This window comes from Actibacterium sp. D185-2, assembly GCF_054954595.1.
Genome location: NZ_JBPWNX010000007.1, coordinates 1 through 17606, shown reverse-complemented (window position 1 = coordinate 17606; position 17606 = coordinate 1). Strand labels below are relative to the sequence as shown.

At 65.5% G+C, this 17606-nt stretch carries 9 protein-coding genes; 7 read left to right on the top strand and 2 right to left on the bottom strand.

Annotated elements, in window-relative coordinates:
* Positions 1–2: 2 nt before the first annotated feature.
* Positions 3–2801 carry a ribosome-associated ATPase/putative transporter RbbA gene (rbbA, locus tag ACSR1C_RS12715; protein WP_460259877.1) on the bottom strand — a complete coding sequence of 933 codons (2799 nt, stop codon included), beginning with the start codon at positions 2799–2801 and terminating at the stop codon, positions 3–5.
* On the bottom strand, positions 2798–3889 hold the full coding sequence (locus ACSR1C_RS12710; protein WP_460259878.1) for an HlyD family secretion protein: 1092 nt from the start codon (positions 3887–3889) through the stop codon (positions 2798–2800). The genes rbbA and ACSR1C_RS12710 overlap by 4 nt, the downstream gene beginning before the upstream one ends.
* A gap of 462 nt (positions 3890–4351) precedes the next feature.
* Here ACSR1C_RS12710 and ACSR1C_RS12705 point away from each other — a divergent pair, with 462 nt between their 5' ends.
* The 7 genes from ACSR1C_RS12705 (at position 4352) to ACSR1C_RS12675 (ending at position 17333) form a co-directional block, all read left to right on the top strand.
* The gene (locus ACSR1C_RS12705; protein ID WP_460259879.1) at positions 4352–6724 is read left to right on the top strand and encodes a glycogen/starch/alpha-glucan phosphorylase; all 2373 of its coding nucleotides are present in this window, start codon (positions 4352–4354) and stop codon (positions 6722–6724) included.
* Positions 6725–6785: 61 nt separating this feature from the next.
* Positions 6786–9002: a 1,4-alpha-glucan branching protein GlgB gene (gene glgB, locus ACSR1C_RS12700; protein WP_460259880.1), complete on the top strand. Its 2217-nt coding sequence runs from the start codon at positions 6786–6788 to the stop codon at positions 9000–9002.
* A complete protein-coding gene (gene glgC, locus ACSR1C_RS12695; RefSeq protein WP_460259881.1) occupies positions 8999–10264 on the top strand; it encodes a glucose-1-phosphate adenylyltransferase in 1266 nt (421 codons plus the stop codon). Before glgB ends, glgC begins: the two co-directional genes overlap by 4 nt.
* Positions 10261–11694 carry a glycogen synthase GlgA gene (gene glgA, locus ACSR1C_RS12690; protein ID WP_460259882.1) on the top strand — a complete coding sequence of 478 codons (1434 nt, stop codon included), beginning with the start codon at positions 10261–10263 and terminating at the stop codon, positions 11692–11694. Before glgC ends, glgA begins: the two co-directional genes overlap by 4 nt.
* Complete coding sequence (glgX, locus tag ACSR1C_RS12685; protein ID WP_460259883.1) at positions 11691–13778, top strand: glycogen debranching protein GlgX; 2088 nt, start codon at positions 11691–11693, stop codon at positions 13776–13778. The genes glgA and glgX overlap by 4 nt, the downstream gene beginning before the upstream one ends.
* Positions 13775–15691, top strand: coding sequence for a 4-alpha-glucanotransferase (gene malQ / locus ACSR1C_RS12680; protein WP_460259884.1), 1917 nt, complete (start codon positions 13775–13777; stop codon positions 15689–15691). Before glgX ends, malQ begins: the two co-directional genes overlap by 4 nt.
* Positions 15692–15719: 28 nt before the next feature.
* Positions 15720–17333 (top strand): alpha-D-glucose phosphate-specific phosphoglucomutase, encoded by a 1614-nt coding sequence (locus ACSR1C_RS12675; RefSeq protein WP_460259891.1) that lies wholly within the window; start codon positions 15720–15722, stop codon positions 17331–17333.
* Positions 17334–17606: the final 273 nt, after the last annotated feature.

The window sequence follows — 17606 nt, the reverse complement described above, 5'->3', positions numbered from 1 at the left end:
GCCTACCTCGCCTGTTTGCGTGTCAGCAGCGCACCGATCAACAGCACCACCGGACCGGAAATCAGCAGCGGTATTATCGAGCCGGTCAGATCGCCGAACCCCAGCGCCTTCGAAAACGTGCCGCGGGAAATTTCCACGAAATAGGTCGTGGGATAGATCCGGCCGATGAATGCGCCGGCCCCTTCCAGTGTCGAGACCGGGTCGATTATTCCCGAATACTGCACCGCCGGGATCAGCGTTGCGAGCGCAGTGCCGAACAGGGCCGCGATCTGGCTTTCCATGAAGGTCGAGATCAGCAGCCCCATGGCGGTGCTCACGAACACATAAAGCAGCGCCGCCACGGTCAGCAAGGTGACGCTTCCTGTGACCGGCACCCCGAAGATGAAGACCGCAAGGGCCAGCAGCATGAAGTAGTTGAGCATCGCCAGCCCGATATAGGGAAGCTGCTTGCCCAGCAGGAATTCCAGCGGCGTCACCGGGGTGACATACAGATTCACGATCGAGCCCAACTCTTTCTCGCGCACGACGCTGAGCGCGGTCAGCATGGCCGGAATCAGTAGCAGCAACAGCGGAATGACGGCGGGCACCATGGCGGGCAGGCTGCGCACGTCGGGATTGTAGCGATAGCGCGTTTCCAGGGTGAAACTGCCGGCGACCGCGGCGTCGCCATAGATTTCGCGTGTACGCTCTGTGATCCACCAGGCATGCATTCCCTGCACGTAGCCCTTTACGGTTTCCGCGCGGGTCGGCATCGCGCCATCGATCCAGGCCCCGATCTGGACATCGCGGCCGCGTTCCAGGTTGCGGGCAAAACCCGGCGGGATTTCGATGGCCAGACTCAGCTCGCCGTTCCGCATCCGCCGGTCGAGGTCGTCGTAATCGATGATGGGCGGGTGTTCTATGAAATAGCGTGAGCCCGCGATTTGCGCGATATAGTCCCGGCTCAGCCCGGTCTGGTCATGATCCAGCGCGGCGAAGGTCAGATCCTCGACATCCATGGTGATACCGTAGCCCATCACGAACATCAGAAGGGCGCTGCCGAGGGTCGCCAGCGCCAGGCGGATCGTGTCGCGCGTCAGTTCCAGCGACTCGCGTTGTGCATAGCTGAACAGGCGCCGCATGCTGAAGCTGCGGCGGTTTTCGGCCCGGCTGGTTTCTGAATCGCCGTCGATCAGCGTGGCGATCTCGGCCGGAGCGGGGGTGTCGGCCCCCGCGTCGCCCTGCGCACTGACATCGCGCAGATAGGCGATGAACGCGTCTTCCAGCGTGTCGGTTCCGCGCCCGGCGACGATCTCGGCCGGGGCGCCGCTGACCAGCACATCGCCGGCATGCATCAGCGAAATCCGGTCGCAGCGCTCGGCCTCGTTCATGAAATGGGTCGAGATGAAAATCGTCACCCCGTCCTTGCGCGACAGTTCCACCAGGATTTCCCAGAACCCGTCCCGCGCGATGGGATCGACGCCCGAGGTGGGCTCGTCCAGAATCAGGATGCTCGGCGCGTGGATCATCGCCACTGCCAGCGACAGGCGTTGCCGGATGCCCAGCGGCAGCGTCGCCGGAAACGCGCCCATCACGTCGGTCAGGTCGAACCGCGTGGCCATTTCATCGACGCGCACGGGAATCTTTTCGGGGTCAAGCTTGAACAGACGGGCGTGCAGTTCCAGATTTTGCCGCACGGTCAGTTCGGAATAAAGCGAAAACCCCTGGCTCATATAGCCGATATGGGTGCGGATCTCGATGTCGCGGGCGTTCAGCGTCTTGCCGAACAGATGCGCCGTGCCTTCGCTGGGATGCAAAAGGCCGGTCAGCATTTTCATTGTGGTGGTCTTGCCGCAGCCGTTCGAGCCCAGAAAGCCGAAGATCTCGCCCCGGTGAATCTGAAAGCTGACATCGTTCACGGCGGTGAAATCGCCGAACCGCATGGTCAGGTCGGTGGCTTCGATCGCAAAGCCGTCCTCGTCCGAACCTTCGCGTGGCGGGATCACCAGCTTGTGGTGGCCGGCGCGGACCTCTTCGGGCTGAAGCGCGATGAACGCATCGTCCAGCGTCGCCTCGCCGGTGCGGTCCAGGATGGATTGTGGCGTGCCCGCATCCAGCACTCGCCCGCTATCCATCGCCACAAGCCAGTCGAAGCGCGCGGCCTCTTCCATATAGGCGGTCGCGACGATCACGCTCATGCCGGCGCGGCTGGCGCGGATGCCGTCGATCATTTCCCAGAATTGACGGCGCGACAGCGGGTCGACCCCGGTGGTCGGTTCGTCGAGGATCAGCAGGTCGGGGTCGTGGATCAGTGCGCAGCACAGGCCCAGCTTTTGCTTCATCCCGCCCGACAGCTTGCCTGCGGGGCGGTCGGCGAAGGGGGCAAGGCCGGTGCCGTCCAGCAATTCGCCGATCCGGCGGTTCCGCTCGGTGTGGCTGTGGCCGAACAGCCGGGCGAAGAAGTCGACATTCTCGAAGACCGACAGCGTGGGATAGAGGTTCCGGCCCAGCCCCTGCGGCATATAGGCGATGCGCGGGCAGGTGGCGCTGCGGTGGCGCCGGTCGGCCATGTCGCCGCCCAGCACCTGCACCTGACCGTCCTGGATTTTACGCGCCCCGGCGATCAGCGACAGCAGGCTGGACTTGCCGACGCCGTCCGGGCCGATCAGCCCGACCATGCAGCCCGCCGGCAGATCCAGCGTGACCCCGTCCAGCGCGCGGACCTGCTTGTAGGACAGCGCGACGCCGTTCAGACGAACGACAGGGTCCGCGGTCGCGGCGGTGCCGGGCGCGGGGGGGGGCGTGCTGCCGGGGTCGCTCATTTGACCAGATTGTCCTCAAGTGTGACCAGGTTGTCCTCAAGCTCGGCCGGCCAGGGCATCTGCGGGTCGAGCCGCACATAGGCCACGCCGGGCAGGCCGGTCTTGACCTGACGGATATAGCGGCGCAGCAGCTCGGGCGCGATCTGGGCCTTGAGGCGGAACATCAGCTTCTGGCGCTCGACCTCGGTCTCGACGGTTTTGGGGGTGAACTGCGCGACATCCGCGACATAGGAAACGGTCGCCGGGATGGTATAATCCGGGGCTGCGTCCAGCACGATGCGCACCTCGCTGCCCAGTTCGATCAGCCCGGCCTGTTCGGTGGGCAGGAAGAAGGGCATATAGACCTCGCCCAGATCGACCAGGTTGATGATCCGGCCGCCGGGCGACACGATCTCGCCTTCGCGCGCGACCAGATACTGCACCCGTCCGTCGCGCGGTGCGCTCAGGGTGTTGTCCTCGATCTGAACCTTGATGTTGTCGATCGCGGCCTGTGCGGCCTCGGCCGCGGCTTCGGCCCCGACGACCGACGCCTGGGCCGAGGTGATCGCAGCCTCGGAGGCGGCGAGCGACGCCTCTGCCGCGGCGACGGCGGCCTCGGCGCCAAGGGCCGCGGCCCGGTCGGAATCGAGCGAGCGTTCGGAGACGGTCTCGGTGGTCACCAACTGTTCGGCGCGGCGATACTGTTTCTCGGCCGCGTCCAGCGTGGCCTGCGACTGGGCCAGCGACGCTTCGGCGGCGCGCTTTTCGGCCTCGCGCTGCCGGACCAGGACCTTGGCGGTCTCGATGGCGATCACCGCCTGCTTGTGCTGCGCCTCGGCCTGATGCAGCGCGGCTTCCAACTGTTGGGTGTCGATATGGACCAGAACCTGGCCCGCCTCGACGAAATCGCCCTCATCCACCAGAATTTCGGAAATCCGGCCCGCAGTTTTCGCGGCAACGTCAATCTCCACCGCTTCGATACGGCCATTCCCCCAGGCGAATCCTGTGGGCACGCCATTGCCCTTGAGGTTCTGCCACAGGAAATATCCAGCAACTGCGGCAATCGCCAGAACCGCGGGAATTATCCATTTCGGGGGGGTCTTCGGCATGGAAGTCTCCAACGCATTTAAGTATTTAAGTCTGGTGTCTCAGCTTTGTGCCAGCCGGGTGTTACCTTGCCGGCAGACAAGATGATAGCGGCATGATCCTCTATAGCGCCACACTATGGTAGGGCTTTGACACAAATCAATTGCCCTTGCCGCATGGCAGCATCAAGTTGTCGTTCCGTTGCGGCAGCTTGGCGAATGTGCTGCCTTGGCTGCACCCGATCGCCCCGCCAACCCCGCACCCGGCCCGGCAGTGGGCGGCCTTCCACATGAAAGCGCCTTTTTTCGCGACGAAAAGAGCGGATATTAGGCGGCTCCGAAATCCAGCCGGTTTGTGTTTGCAAACCGGATCATGAGAGCTTGAACAGGGTCCGCATCCACGAAATAAAGCGCTGAAAGTGTCGCTATTCCCGCTCTCCGGTCGCCACTTCCGGCGCCCCGGTCTTTGTCACGAAAGAGTTGCCAATGACGTCCGCAGATATGCGCGAAACCATCCTGCACCAGTTGAAATATTCCATCGGCAAGGACGCCGAGCACGCCAGCCTTTACGATTGGCGCATGGCGTTGTCGCTGGCGGTGCGCCAGCATATCGTCGATCCGTGGTTCGCGGCAACCAAGGCCACCTATGACGGGCATCACAAGCGGGTCTATTACCTGTCGATGGAATTCCTGATCGGGCGGCTGCTGCAGGATGCGGTGGTAAACCTGGGGCTGATGGATGCGGTCAGCGGCGCGTTCGATGCGCTGGGCCTGCCGCTGGACACCGTCTTGCATGACGAACCCGACGCGGCGCTGGGCAATGGCGGTCTGGGGCGGCTGGCCGCCTGCTATCTGGAATCGCTGTCGACGCTGGGGGTGCCGGCCTATGGCTACGGCATCCGTTATGAGCATGGGCTGTTCCGGCAAAGCTTTGTCGCCGGACGCCAGGCCGAAGAGCCCGAGGACTGGCTGAACCAGAAACATGTCTGGGAATTCGAGCGCCCCGAGGTCAGTTTCCGCATCGGTTTCGGCGGCGAGGTCCGCGAAGAGGGCGGCCGTACCCGGTGGCAACCGGGCGAGCAGGTCGTGGCCTCGGCCTTCGACATGCCGGTGATCGGCTGGGAGGGACGCTGGGCCAACACGCTGCGGCTGTGGGGGGCGCTGCCGCTGGAGCTGCTGGATCTGGACAGTTTCAACCGCGGCGATTACGCCGCCGCCGCCCGGCCCGAAACGCTGGCGCGCACGATCAGCCGGGTGCTGTATCCCGACGACACCACGCATCAGGGCAAGGAGCTGCGCCTGAAGCAGGAATTTTTCTTCACCGCAGCCTCGCTGCGCGACATCCTGCGCCGGTTCCTGAGCGAATATAACGATCTCACCCTGCTGCCGCAGAAAGTGGCGATTCAGCTGAACGACACCCATCCGGCGATTGCCGGGCCCGAACTGGTGCGGCTGCTGCATGACGAGCATGGGGTGGCGTTCGAGGACGCGATCCATATCGCGCAGGGCTGCCTGTCCTATACCAACCACACCCTGTTGCCCGAAGCGCTGGAGCGCTGGTCCGAAGGGCTGATGCGCGGGCTGTTGCCGCGCCATATGCAGATCATCGAGCGGATCGACGAATGGCACGCCCGCAGCGTGCCCGACCGCAAGGTTACGGTGCGCGAGCATGGCGACGTGAAGATGGGCGAGCTGTCCTTCATCATGGCGCATCGGGTGAATGGCGTGTCGGCGCTGCATACCGGGCTGATGAAGACCACGGTGTTCCGCGAACTGCACCGCCTGCACCCCGACCGGATCATCAACCAGACCAACGGCGTGACCCCGCGCCGCTGGCTGAAAACCTGCAACCCGCGCCTGTCGGGGCTGATCGACGATGCCATCGGCACCGGCTGGGTCAAGGATCTGGAGCAGCTTCAGCAGCTGGAGCCGCATGTGGACGATGCCGCCTTCATCACCGAGTACGCCGCCGCGAAACGGGCCGACAAGGTCGAGCTGTCGGACTGGATCGGTGAGACGCAGGGCATCAGCCTTGACCCCGAGGCGATGTTCGACGTGCAGATCAAGCGGATCCACGAATATAAGCGCCAGCATCTGAATATTCTGGAAACCATCGCCCATTGGCAGGCGATCCGCGACACGCCCCATGCGGGCTGGGTGCCGCGGGTCAAGATCTTTGGCGGCAAGGCCGCCCCGGGCTATGTGCTGGCGAAAGAGATCATCTATCTGATCAACTCGGTCGCCGCGGTGCTGAACGCCGATCCGGTGACCAGCAAGTTCCTGAAGGTCGTGTTCGTGCCCAACTACAATGTCTCGGCCGCCGAGCGGATCATCCCCGCCTCGGATCTGTCCGAGCAGATCTCGACCGCCGGCAAGGAGGCGTCCGGCACCGGCAACATGAAATTCGCGCTCAACGGCGCGCTGACGATCGGCACGCTGGACGGCGCCAATGTCGAAATCCGCGAGCGTGTGGGCGAGGAGAATTTCTTTTTGTTCGGCATGACCGCCGAGCAGGTCGTCGCCCGCCGCGCGGAACCCAATCACGCGATTGAGGCGATCCGCGCCAGCGCACCGCTGGCCCGCGCCATCGCCGAGATCGAGGCCGGCACTTTCTCGATCGACGATGCGGGCCGGTTCCGTGCCGTCACCGACAACCTGAAGGGGCCGGACTATTTCCTCGTCTGTTCCGATTTCGCCGACTACTACGACACCCAGCGTGCGGTGGATGCGGCCTTTGCCGACTCTGCTGGCTGGGCCCGGATGGCGGCGCTGAACACGGCGCGGTCGGGGTGGTTTTCGTCGGATCGGGCGATCCGCGGCTATATGGCCGATGTCTGGGACACAACAGCGGCAATATGATTGCTGCAGATGCATAAAGGATAGTTGCAGTCTGCGCGAATCCACATAGTCTGGGAGCACCATGAAGATAGCCGCGAAAGACGTCGTCACCGGCATCGCGCCGGAAGAAGCCTGCAAGTTGCAGAACGGAATACATGACGATCCATTTTCGGTACTGGGGCCGCACAAGATCGGGCGGCGCTGGTTCGTCGTCGCGATGGACCCCGGCGCGGAAACCATGTCAATCGAGTCATCAGAGGGTGTTCACCCGATGCTGCCGGTGCCTCAGGCGCCGGCGGTTTTCGTTGGGCGGCTGCCCCGGCATGAACCTTACCGGCTGCGTGGTGCGGCGGGCGATGCGACCTGGGTCTATGACGACGCCTATCGCTATGGCCCGGTGTTGGGCGAGATGGACGAATACCTGTTCGCCGAAGGCACCCACCGGCGGCTGTGGCAGGTTCTGGGCGCGCATCTGATCACCCATGAGGGCACGCAGGGCACCCATTTCGCGGTCTGGGCGCCCAATGCGTGGCGGGTTTCGGTGGTGGGCGATTTCAACTTCTGGGACGGGCGGCGCCACGCGATGCGGCGGCGCGGCTCGACCGGGGTGTGGGAAGTTTTCGTGCCCGATGTGGGGCAGGGCGTGCATTACAAATACGAGATCGTCGGCCCCGATGGCACGCTGCTGCCGCTGAAGGCCGACCCGGTGGGGTTCGGGGCCGAGCATCCGCCCTCGACCGCGTCGGTGGTGCGCGATATCGGCGGTCACGACTGGCAGGACGGCCAGTGGATGGCCGAGCGCACGGGCCGCAACGCCCGCACCGCCCCGATCACGATCTACGAGGTGCATCTGGGGTCGTGGCGCAAGCGCGACGGCTGGCGCCGGATGTCCTATCTGGAGGCCGCGGGCGAGTTGGTCGATTACGTGGCCGACATGGGTTTTACCCATATCGAATTCATGCCGGTCAGCGAGCATCCGTTCGACGGCTCGTGGGGCTATCAGCCGGTGGGGCTGTACGCGCCCACGATCCGCTATGGCACCCCCGGGGAATTCCGCGCCCTGGTCGAGGCCGCCCATGCCAAGGGGCTGGGGGTGATCCTGGACTGGGTCCCGGGGCATTTTCCGAACGACGATCACGGGCTGGCCCGGTTCGACGGCACGTCGCTGTATGAATATGCCGACCCGCGCGAGGGGTTCCATCAGGACTGGAACACGCTGATCTACAATTTCGGCCGGGCCGAGGTGGCGAATTTCCTGATCTCGAACGCGCTCTATTGGCTAGAGGAATACCATGTCGACGGGCTGCGCGTGGATGCGGTGGCGTCGATGCTGTATCGCGACTATTCGCGCCAGCCGGGCGAATGGGTGGCCAACGTGCATGGCGGGCGCGAGAATCTGGAAGCGATCTCGATGTTGCAGCGGATGAACATCACCACATATGGCGAGGTCGGCGGCATTCTGACCGCGGCCGAGGAAAGCACCAGCTTTCCCGCCGTGTCACAGCCGGTGCACGAGGGCGGGCTTGGCTTCGGCTACAAGTGGAACATGGGCTGGATGAATGACACGCTGGACTATATCAGCCGCGAGCCGATCCACCGCCAGCACCATCATCATCAGATGACCTTCGGGCTGCATTACGCATTCTCGGAAAACTTCATCCTGCCGATCAGCCATGACGAGGTGGTACATGGCAAAGGCTCGATGCTGGCCAAGATGCCCGGCAACGAGTGGGAGAAGTTCGCCAACCTGCGCGCCTATTACGGGTTCATGTGGGGCCATCCGGGCAAGAAGCTTCTGTTCATGGGCTGCGAATTCGGCCAGCCCGCGGAATGGAACCACGACTGGGAACTGGACTGGTCCGCCGCCGGCGCGCCGCAGCATGCGGGGCTGGCGCGGCTGGTGCGCGATCTGAACACGCTTTACCGCGCCGAACCCGCGCTGCACTACAAGGATTGCGATGGCGACGGGTTCGAATGGATCGAGCCCAACGACGCCACCCATTCGGTTTTTGCCTGGATGCGTCGCGGCGGGCCCGACGATCCGCTGGTGGTGGTGGTGTGCAACTTCACCCCGGTCGAGCGGCAGGGCTGGCATATCGGCCTGCCCGCGCCGGGCCGCTGGCGCGAGGCGCTGAATTCCGACGCCGAGATTTACGGCGGCGGCGGGCGTGGCAATCTGGGCGGGGTCGACGCGGTCGAGGTCGCGGCGATGGGCCGGTCCTGGTCGGCGCCGATGACGCTGCCGCCACTTTCAACGATGATCTTTGTTCACGAGTCAGAAGGGGGACGCACGACATGATGATACCCAATGCGCGGTTGTCGGCCCGCGCCATGGCCTTCGTTCTGGCCGGGGGGCGCGGCAGCCGCCTGAAGGAACTGACGGACAGCCGCGCGAAACCGGCGGTCTATTTCGGCGGCAAGACCCGGATCATCGACTTCGCGCTGTCGAACGCGCTGAATTCGGGCATCCGCAAGATGGCGATCGCCACGCAATACAAGGCGCATTCGCTGATCCGTCATTGCCAGCGCGGCTGGAACTTTTTCCGGGCCGAGCGCAACGAATATCTCGACATCCTGCCGGCCAGTCAGCGGGTGGATGAAAACAAGTGGTATCTGGGCACGGCCGATGCGGTGACCCAGAACATCGATATCGTCGACAGCTATGATGTGGACTATGTGCTGATCCTGGCGGGCGATCACGTCTACAAGATGGATTACGAACTGATGCTGCGTCAGCATGTGGACAGCGGCGCCGATGTCACCGTGGGCTGCCTGACCGTGCCCCGGGCCGAGGCCAGCGCCTTCGGTGTGATGGCGGTGGATGCGGCCGGTCAGATCGTCCATTTCCTGGAAAAGCCCGCCGACCCCCCCGGCATTCCGGACGACCCCGAGATGGCGCTCGCCTCGATGGGGATTTATGTGTTCGAGTGGAAATTCCTGCGCCAGCTGTTGATCGAGGATGCCGCCGACCCCGAATCCGAGCATGATTTCGGCAAGAACATCATTCCGAAGGTGGTGCAGGGGGGAAAGGCGATCGCGCATCGCTTTACCGACAGCTGCGTGCGTCCCGCGCCGGATGCGCCGGCCTATTGGCGCGACGTGGGCACGGTGGATGCGTTCTGGAAGGCCAATATCGACCTGACCAATTTCACCCCCGATCTGAACCTGTGGGACCGCAACTGGCCGATCTGGACCTATTCGGAAATCCTGCCGCCCGCCAAGTTCATCCATGACGAGGAAAACCGCCGCGGCGTCGCGCTATCCAGCCTGATCGCGGGGGGCTGCATCATTTCGGGGACCGAGGTGCGCAATTCGCTGCTGTTCACCGGGGTGCATACCAACAGCTATGCGGTGCTGAACCATTCCGTGGTGCTGCCGCGTGTGGTGATCGAACGTTCGGCCCGGCTGACAAATGTGGTGGTCGACAGCGGCGTGGTGATCCCGCGCGGTCTGGTGGTGGGCGAGGATCCGGACGAGGACGCCAAATGGTTCCGTGTGACCGAGGGCGGGGTCACGCTGATCACCCAGAACATGCTCGACCGCCGGGCCGCGACATCATGAAGACCGCGCTTTCGGTCGCGTCCGAGGTTGCCCCGCTGATCAAGACCGGCGGGCTGGCCGATGTGGTTGGCGCGCTGCCCGCGGCGCTGGCGCCAGAGGGCTGGCGCCTGGTGACGCTGGTGCCGGGCTATCCGGCGGTGATGGAGCAGTTGAACAACCCGCGCCGCATCCGGGCCGAACGCAGTTGTTTCGGCGGCAAGGCGCAGGTGCTGGCCGATACCGTGGCCGGGCTTGATCTGCTGGTGCTGGATGCGCCGCATCTTTATAACCGCTCGGGCTCGATCTATCTGGGGCCTGACGGGCGCGACTGGCCCGACAACCCGGAACGCTTCGCGGCGCTGTCGTGGGTGGCGGCGCGGCTGGCCGCGCTGGGGATCGAGGGCGAGCGCCCCCAGGTTCTGCACGCCCATGACTGGCAGGGGGGACTGGCGCCACTGTATCTGCGTCAGGTGCGGCTGGGCAAAAGCGTGGGCAGCCTGCTGACCGTGCACAACATCGCCTTTCACGGCATGGCGCCGCGCGACCGGCTGCGGGCGCTGAAACTGCCCAAGAAGCTGTATCATCACGAATGCCTGGAATATCACGGCACCATCAACGCGCTGAAGGCGGGGCTGGTGATGGCCGACAAGATCTCGACCGTCAGCCCGACCTATGCGCGCGAACTGCTGACCCCGGATTTCGGCATGGGGCTGGACGGGGTGCTGCGCGCGCGTGCCGCCGACCTGACCGGCATTCTGAACGGCATAGACGAGGCGGTGTGGAACCCGGCCACTGACCCCGACATCGTCCCGCTGACCACGCCCAAGGGCAAGGCGCGCAACAAGGCGGCGCTGCTGAAGGAATTCGGGCTGAGCGACGGGCAGGGGCCGCTGTGCGTGGTGGTGTCGCGGCTGACCGGGCAGAAGGGGCTCGATATGCTGCTCGATGCGCTGCATGTGCTGGAAGAGCGCGACGCGCGGCTGGTGCTGCTGGGTTCGGGCGAGCCGTGGCTTGAAGCCGCGTGGAAGGATGTGGCGGCGGCACAGCCCGGTGTGGCGGTGCGCATCGGCTATGACGAGGCGCTGTCGCACCGGATCATCGCGGGTGGCGACGCGATCCTGGTGCCGTCGCGGTTCGAACCCTGCGGTCTGACCCAGCTTTACGGGCTGCGCTACGGCACGGTGCCGCTGGTGGCCGATACCGGCGGATTGGCCGATACGGTGATCGACGCCAACGATGCGGCGCTGAAGATGGGCGTGGCCACCGGGCTGAAATTCGCGCCGGTCACGACCGATGCGCTGCGCCATGCGCTGCACCGTCTGTGCGATCTGTATGGCCAGCCCGGCGCGTTCGCGCAGACCCGCCGCAACGCGATGCAACAGCCGGTGGGCTGGGCCGCGTCGGCACCGCGCTATGCCGCGCTTTACGACAGTCTGGGGACACGGGTATGAGCGGCGGGATTTCGATCGGCCCCAGCCGTGACACGCGGTTGGGGGCAAATTTCGACGGCGAGGGCGTGAATTTCGCGGTCTTCTCGGAACATGCCACCCGGATGGAGCTGTGTCTGTTTTCCAAGGTCGGCGAAGAGATGCACCGCATCGACCTGCCGGAACGCGACGGCGATGTCTGGCACGGCTATATCTCTGGGATGCGCCCCGGCCAGCGCTATGGCTACCGCGCCCACGGGCCTTACCGGCCGGACGAGGGGCACCGCTTCAACCCCAACAAGCTGCTGATCGACCCCTATGCCAAGCGGCTGACCGGCTATCCGCGCTGGTCCGACACGCTGATGGGCTATACCGTGGGCGCGCGCAGCGCCGACCTGAGCTTCGATCCGCGCGACAACGCCGCCGACATGTCGAAATGCATCGTCGAGGATCCGGCCTTTTCCTGGGGTGACGACCCCGCGCCGCGCACTCCGCTGGCCGAAACCGTGATCTACGAGGCGCATGTGAAGGGGCTGACCCGGCTGCACCCGGAGGTGCCGGTGCCGGGCACCTATCTGGGGCTGGCGTCGGATCCGATGCTGGAGCATATGACCAAACTGGGCATCACCGCGGTCGAGCTGCTGCCGGTGCAGGCGTTCCTGAACGACCGGTTCCTGCGCCAGCGTAACTTGACCAATTACTGGGGCTATCAGACGCTGGGCTTTTTTGCGCCCGACACCCGGTATCTGAGCACCGACGGCATCGCCGAGTTCCAGATCATGGTCGCCCGCCTGCATTCGGCGGGCATCGAGGTGATCATGGATGTGGTCTATAATCACACCTGCGAAGGCAACGAGTTGGGCCCGACCCTGGCTTACCGCGGCCTGGACAATCGCAGCTATTACCGGCTGGAGCGCGACCCGCGCTATTACGTCAACGACACCGGCACCGGCAACACGCTGAATGTGGATCATCCGATGGTGCTGCGGATGGTGATGGACAGCATGCGCTATTGGGTCGAGGTGATGCATGTGGACGGGTTCCGGTTCGATCTGTGCGCCACGCTGGGCCGGACCGATACCGGGTTCGACCGCGGTGCCGCCTTTTTCGATGCGATACGGCAGGATCCGGTGCTGTCGGCGGTCAAGCTGATCGCCGAGCCCTGGGATATCGGCCCCGGCGGCTATCAGTTGGGGGCGTTTCCGTCGCCGTTTTCGGAATGGAACGACAAGTTCCGCGACGGGGTGCGCCGGTTCTGGCGCGGCGATCCGGGACGGGTGCCGGATCTGGCCGACCGGCTGACCGGCTCGGCCGCGCAGTTCGACCATTCGGGGCGCCCGGCCACGGCGTCGGTCAATCTGCTGACCGCGCATGACGGGTTCACCCTGGAGGATGTGGTCAGCTATTCGCGCAAGCACAATCTGGCCAACCGCGAAGACAACCGCGACGGCCATGGCGAGAATTTCTCGGACAATCTGGGGGTCGAGGGGCCGACCTCGGACATAACGATCACCGCGGCGCGGGATCGGCGCAAGCGCAACATGATGGCTACCTTGCTGCTGAGCCAGGGTACGCCGATGATCCTGGCCGGCGACGAGTTGGGCAACAGCCAGCGCGGCAACAACAATGCCTATTGCCAGGATAACGAGACAAGCTGGATCGACTGGCGCATGGCCGACGCGGCGTTTCAGGACTTTACCCGCCGGATGATCGCGTTCCGCAAGGCGCATCCGATTCTGCGGCAAAAGCTGTTCCTGCACAGCCACGAGCGGGCGATCGACGGCAAGGTGGATCTGTTCTGGCACCGTCCCGATGGCGGCGCGATGATCCGGGCCGACTGGCAGGATCCCGACCTCAAGATTCTGGTGGCAGAGATGCGCACCGCCTTCAACACCCCCGACTACGCCGCGCGCGAGGATGCCATTCTGGCGGTGTTCAATGCCGGCAAGCCCGAGACGGTTGTCCTGCCGACGGTGCCCGCGGGGCAGGTCTGGGTCCGCCATATCGACACCGCCGTACCCGAACACGCCCCCGAACCCGTGGCCGAGGACCGGATCACCGTGGCCGAGGATGCGGTTGTCGTGCTGGTTCTGGAGGCCCAGGCGTGAGTGCTGCGCTAGAGGCGCTGGCCGAAGCTTTGGGTGTTGTGTGGCGCTATTGGGACGGGGCCGGGCGCTATACCGAGGCCCCGGCCGAAACCCTGCGTGCGGTGATCGGCGCGCTGGGCGTCTCGGCGGCGGATGACGGGCAGGTGGACGCAAGCCTGGCCGCGTTGTGGGCCGGGCGTGCCGCCAACCCGATGCCGCGCTGGGCGGTCGTCACGGCGGGCGAAGCGGTACATATTCCGATGCCGGGCGACGCCGCCGGCTGGGAGCTGCATCTGGAAGAGGGCACCGTTTTGCGAGGTGTCCCCGAGGGGGGGCAGGCCGTGACCGGCCCGTTGCCGGTGGGTTATCACGAGTTGCGGGTGGGCGCGCATCGCGTGGCGCTGCTGTCGGCGCCGCGCCAGATCGACGAGGCGCCGCGCGGCTGGGGCGTGATGGCGCCGCTTTATGGATTGCGGCCTGTGGGCTGCGGCGGGATCGGCGATTATGCCGATCTGGCGGCCACGGCGCGGGCGCTGGCCCTGCATGGCGGGGGGTTTGTCGGGATCAACCCGGTGCATGCGGGCTTTGCGCAGGATCGCGGCGCGTTCAGCCCGTATTCGCCGTCCAGCCGCAACCGCTTTGCCACGTTGCATATCGCGACGCCGGGGGATGCGCCGCCCGCCGATGGCGATCTGATCGATTACGAGACCGCCACCGCGGCCAAGCTGGCGGAACTGGACCGTGCCTTTCTGGCGTTCGAGGCGGCGGGCGGCGATCCTGCCTTTGACCTGTGGCGCGCGGCGGAAGGCGGTGGGCTGCAGGATTTCGCCACCCATCAGGCCCTGTCAGAGGTGCACGGCGCCTATTGGTATGACTGGCCCGAGGCGTTCAAGGCCCCGGATACGGAGGCGGTTCGCGCCTTCGCCGCCGCCAATGGATGCCGGATCCGCGCCCATGCCTGGCGGCAATGGATGGCCGAGACCCAGCTTGCGGCGGCGCAGGGCGCGGCGCGCGCTGCGGGGATGGCGCACGGGCTTTATCTGGATCTGGCGGTCGGCACCCATCCCGGCGGGGCCGAGACCTGGGCCGACCCGGTGCTGTTCGCGCGGGGCGTGTCGCTGGGCGCGCCGCCCGATTCCTTTGCCCCCGATGCGCAGGTCTGGGGGCTGGCGCCGATGTTGCCGCAGGTGCTGGCCGCGCGCGGCTTTGCGCCGCTGGCGCTGACCCTGCGCCGCCAGCTGCGGTTTTGCGGCATCCTGCGGATCGACCATATTCTGGGGTTCGAGCGTACCTTCTGGGTGCCCGACGGGTTGCCCGGCGCCTATGTCACCATGCCCAAGGCGGCGCTGCTGGCCGTCGCGCGGATCGAGGCGGCGCGCGCCGGTGCGGTCATTGTGGGCGAGGATCTGGGCGTGGTTCCCGACGGGCTGCGCGCCGATCTGGCGCAGGCCAATATCCTGGGCTGCCGGGTCGCCATGTTCGAGCGTGACTGGAACGGCGATGGTCATTTCATCGCGCCCGAGCATTACCCCGAGCAGGTCATGGCCTCGTTCGGATCGCATGACACGCCGCTGTGGCGCGGCTGGCGGTCGGGGCGCGACATCGACTGGCGCGAAAGGCTGGGCGATCTGGGCGCGGACGAGGCCGCGCAGGCCCGGCAGGGGCGGGTGCAGGATGTGGCCGCGTTCGATCGGTTGACCGGCGGGCAGGGGGGCGATGTGATCGCCATGTTCGCCTTCATTGCCGCCACCCGCGCGCGGCTGGCCGCCGTACAGCTGGAGGATATCCTGGGCGCCGAAGAGCAGCCGAACCTGCCCGGCACGATCCATGACCACCCGAATTGGCGCCGTAGGCTGAGCCGCGGCGCGGATGTATTGAAAGATGACAAGATTTTGAAACAGACCGGCGCCATCATGGCGCGACACGGACGATAGGAGGCCCGCCTTGGAACGCATCACCGTCATGACCCAACCCATCGAAGGACAAAAACCCGGCACGTCGGGGCTGCGCAAGAAGACGCGCGTCTTCCTGCAGCCGCATTACCTGGAAAACTTCGTTCAGGCGGTCTGGAACGGCATTGGCGGCGTGGCGGGCAAGACCCTGATTCTGGGCGGGGACGGGCGCTATTTCAACGACCGCGCGGCGCAGGTGATCTTGCGCATGGCGGCGGCGGGTGGGGCTGCGAAGGTGATCGTGGGGCAGGGCGCGCTGTTGTCGACCCCGGCCGCGTCCCACATGATCCGCAAGCGTGGCGCCGATGGCGGCCTGATCATGTCGGCCAGCCACAACCCGGGCGGCCTGGACGAGGATTTCGGCGTCAAGTACAACATCGGCAATGGCGGCCCCGCGCCCGAGGATGTCACGGCCCGGATTTTCGCGGCCACCAGGGATATCGCCGAATACCACATCATCGAGGCGCAGGATGTCGATCTGTCGGCCTCTGGCGAAACCGAACTGGCCGGCATGGCGGTCGAGGTGGTGGACCCGGTCGCCGATTATCAGGCGTTGATGGAGACGCTGTTCGATTTCGACGCGATCCGCGCGCTGATCGCCAGCGGATTTACCCTGCGGTTCGATGCGATGCACGCGGTGACCGGCCCCTATGCCAAGGCGATCCTCGAAGGCGTGCTGGGGGCGGCGCCGGACAGCGTGGTGAATGCGGTGCCCCTGCCCGATTTCGGCGGCGGCCACCCGGACCCGAACCCGATCTGGGCCAAGCCGCTGATGGATCTGATGCTGGGCAGCAGCGCCCCTGATTTCGGCGCGGCCTCGGACGGCGATGGCGACCGCAACATGATCGTCGGGCGCGGCTGCTATGTGACGCCTTCGGACAGTCTGGCGGTGCTGGCCGCGAACGCGCATCTGGCACCGGGCTATGCGGGCGGGCTGAAAGGGGTGGCGCGGTCGATGCCGACCTCGGGCGCGGTGGACCGTGTGGCGGCGGCGAAAGGGATCGCGTGTTACGAGACGCCGACCGGCTGGAAATTCTTCGGCAATCTGCTGGATGCGGGGCTGGCCACCCTGTGTGGCGAGGAAAGCGCCGGTACGGGATCGGATCATGTGCGCGAAAAGGACGGGCTTTGGGCGGTGCTGCTGTGGCTGAACATCCTGGCGGCGCGGCGTCAGTCGGTGGCGCAGATCATGGCCGACCACTGGGCCGAATACGGGAGGAACTATTATTCGCGCCACGATTACGAAGGCATTGATATCGGCGCGGCCAACGCGCTGATGGACGGTTTGCGCGCCAGGCTGGCCGACCTGCCCGGCGAACAGGTCGCGGGGCTGCGCGTCGAAACGGCCGATGAATTCGCCTATGACGACCCGGTCGATGGCTCGCGGTCCGAAGGGCAGGGCATCCGCATCGGGTTCGACGGCGGCGCGCGCATCGTGTTCCGCCTGTCGGGGACCGGAACGCAGGGGGCCACCCTGCGGGTCTATCTGGAACGGTACGAGGTCGATCCGGCGCAATTGCAGCTTGATCCGCAGGTGGCGCTGGCCCCGGTGATCCGGGCGGCCGAGGCGCTGGCCGGGATCAAGGCCCATTCCGGCCGCTCGGCCCCCGATGTGATCACCTGAACGACGGACGATTCCGGCATTTGCGCCGGATTCGCCGCCCTCGGCAGGGCAAAGGACAGGGGTGGTCCCGGGGTCGTCCGGACCGCATCGCCGCAAAAGCCCTGCAAAACAGGCACCCGGGCGGTTCTTTGCAGATTTGTGGCAGAAAATCGAAAAAAGCTCTTGCGGGTTTGTTCGAGTATCCGTAGAACCCCCTTCACCGGCGGCGCAGAGACGCGGCGGCGGGGCGGCGGACGGGCCTGACGGAGACGGAGTGGCCCGGAAGTTGAGACT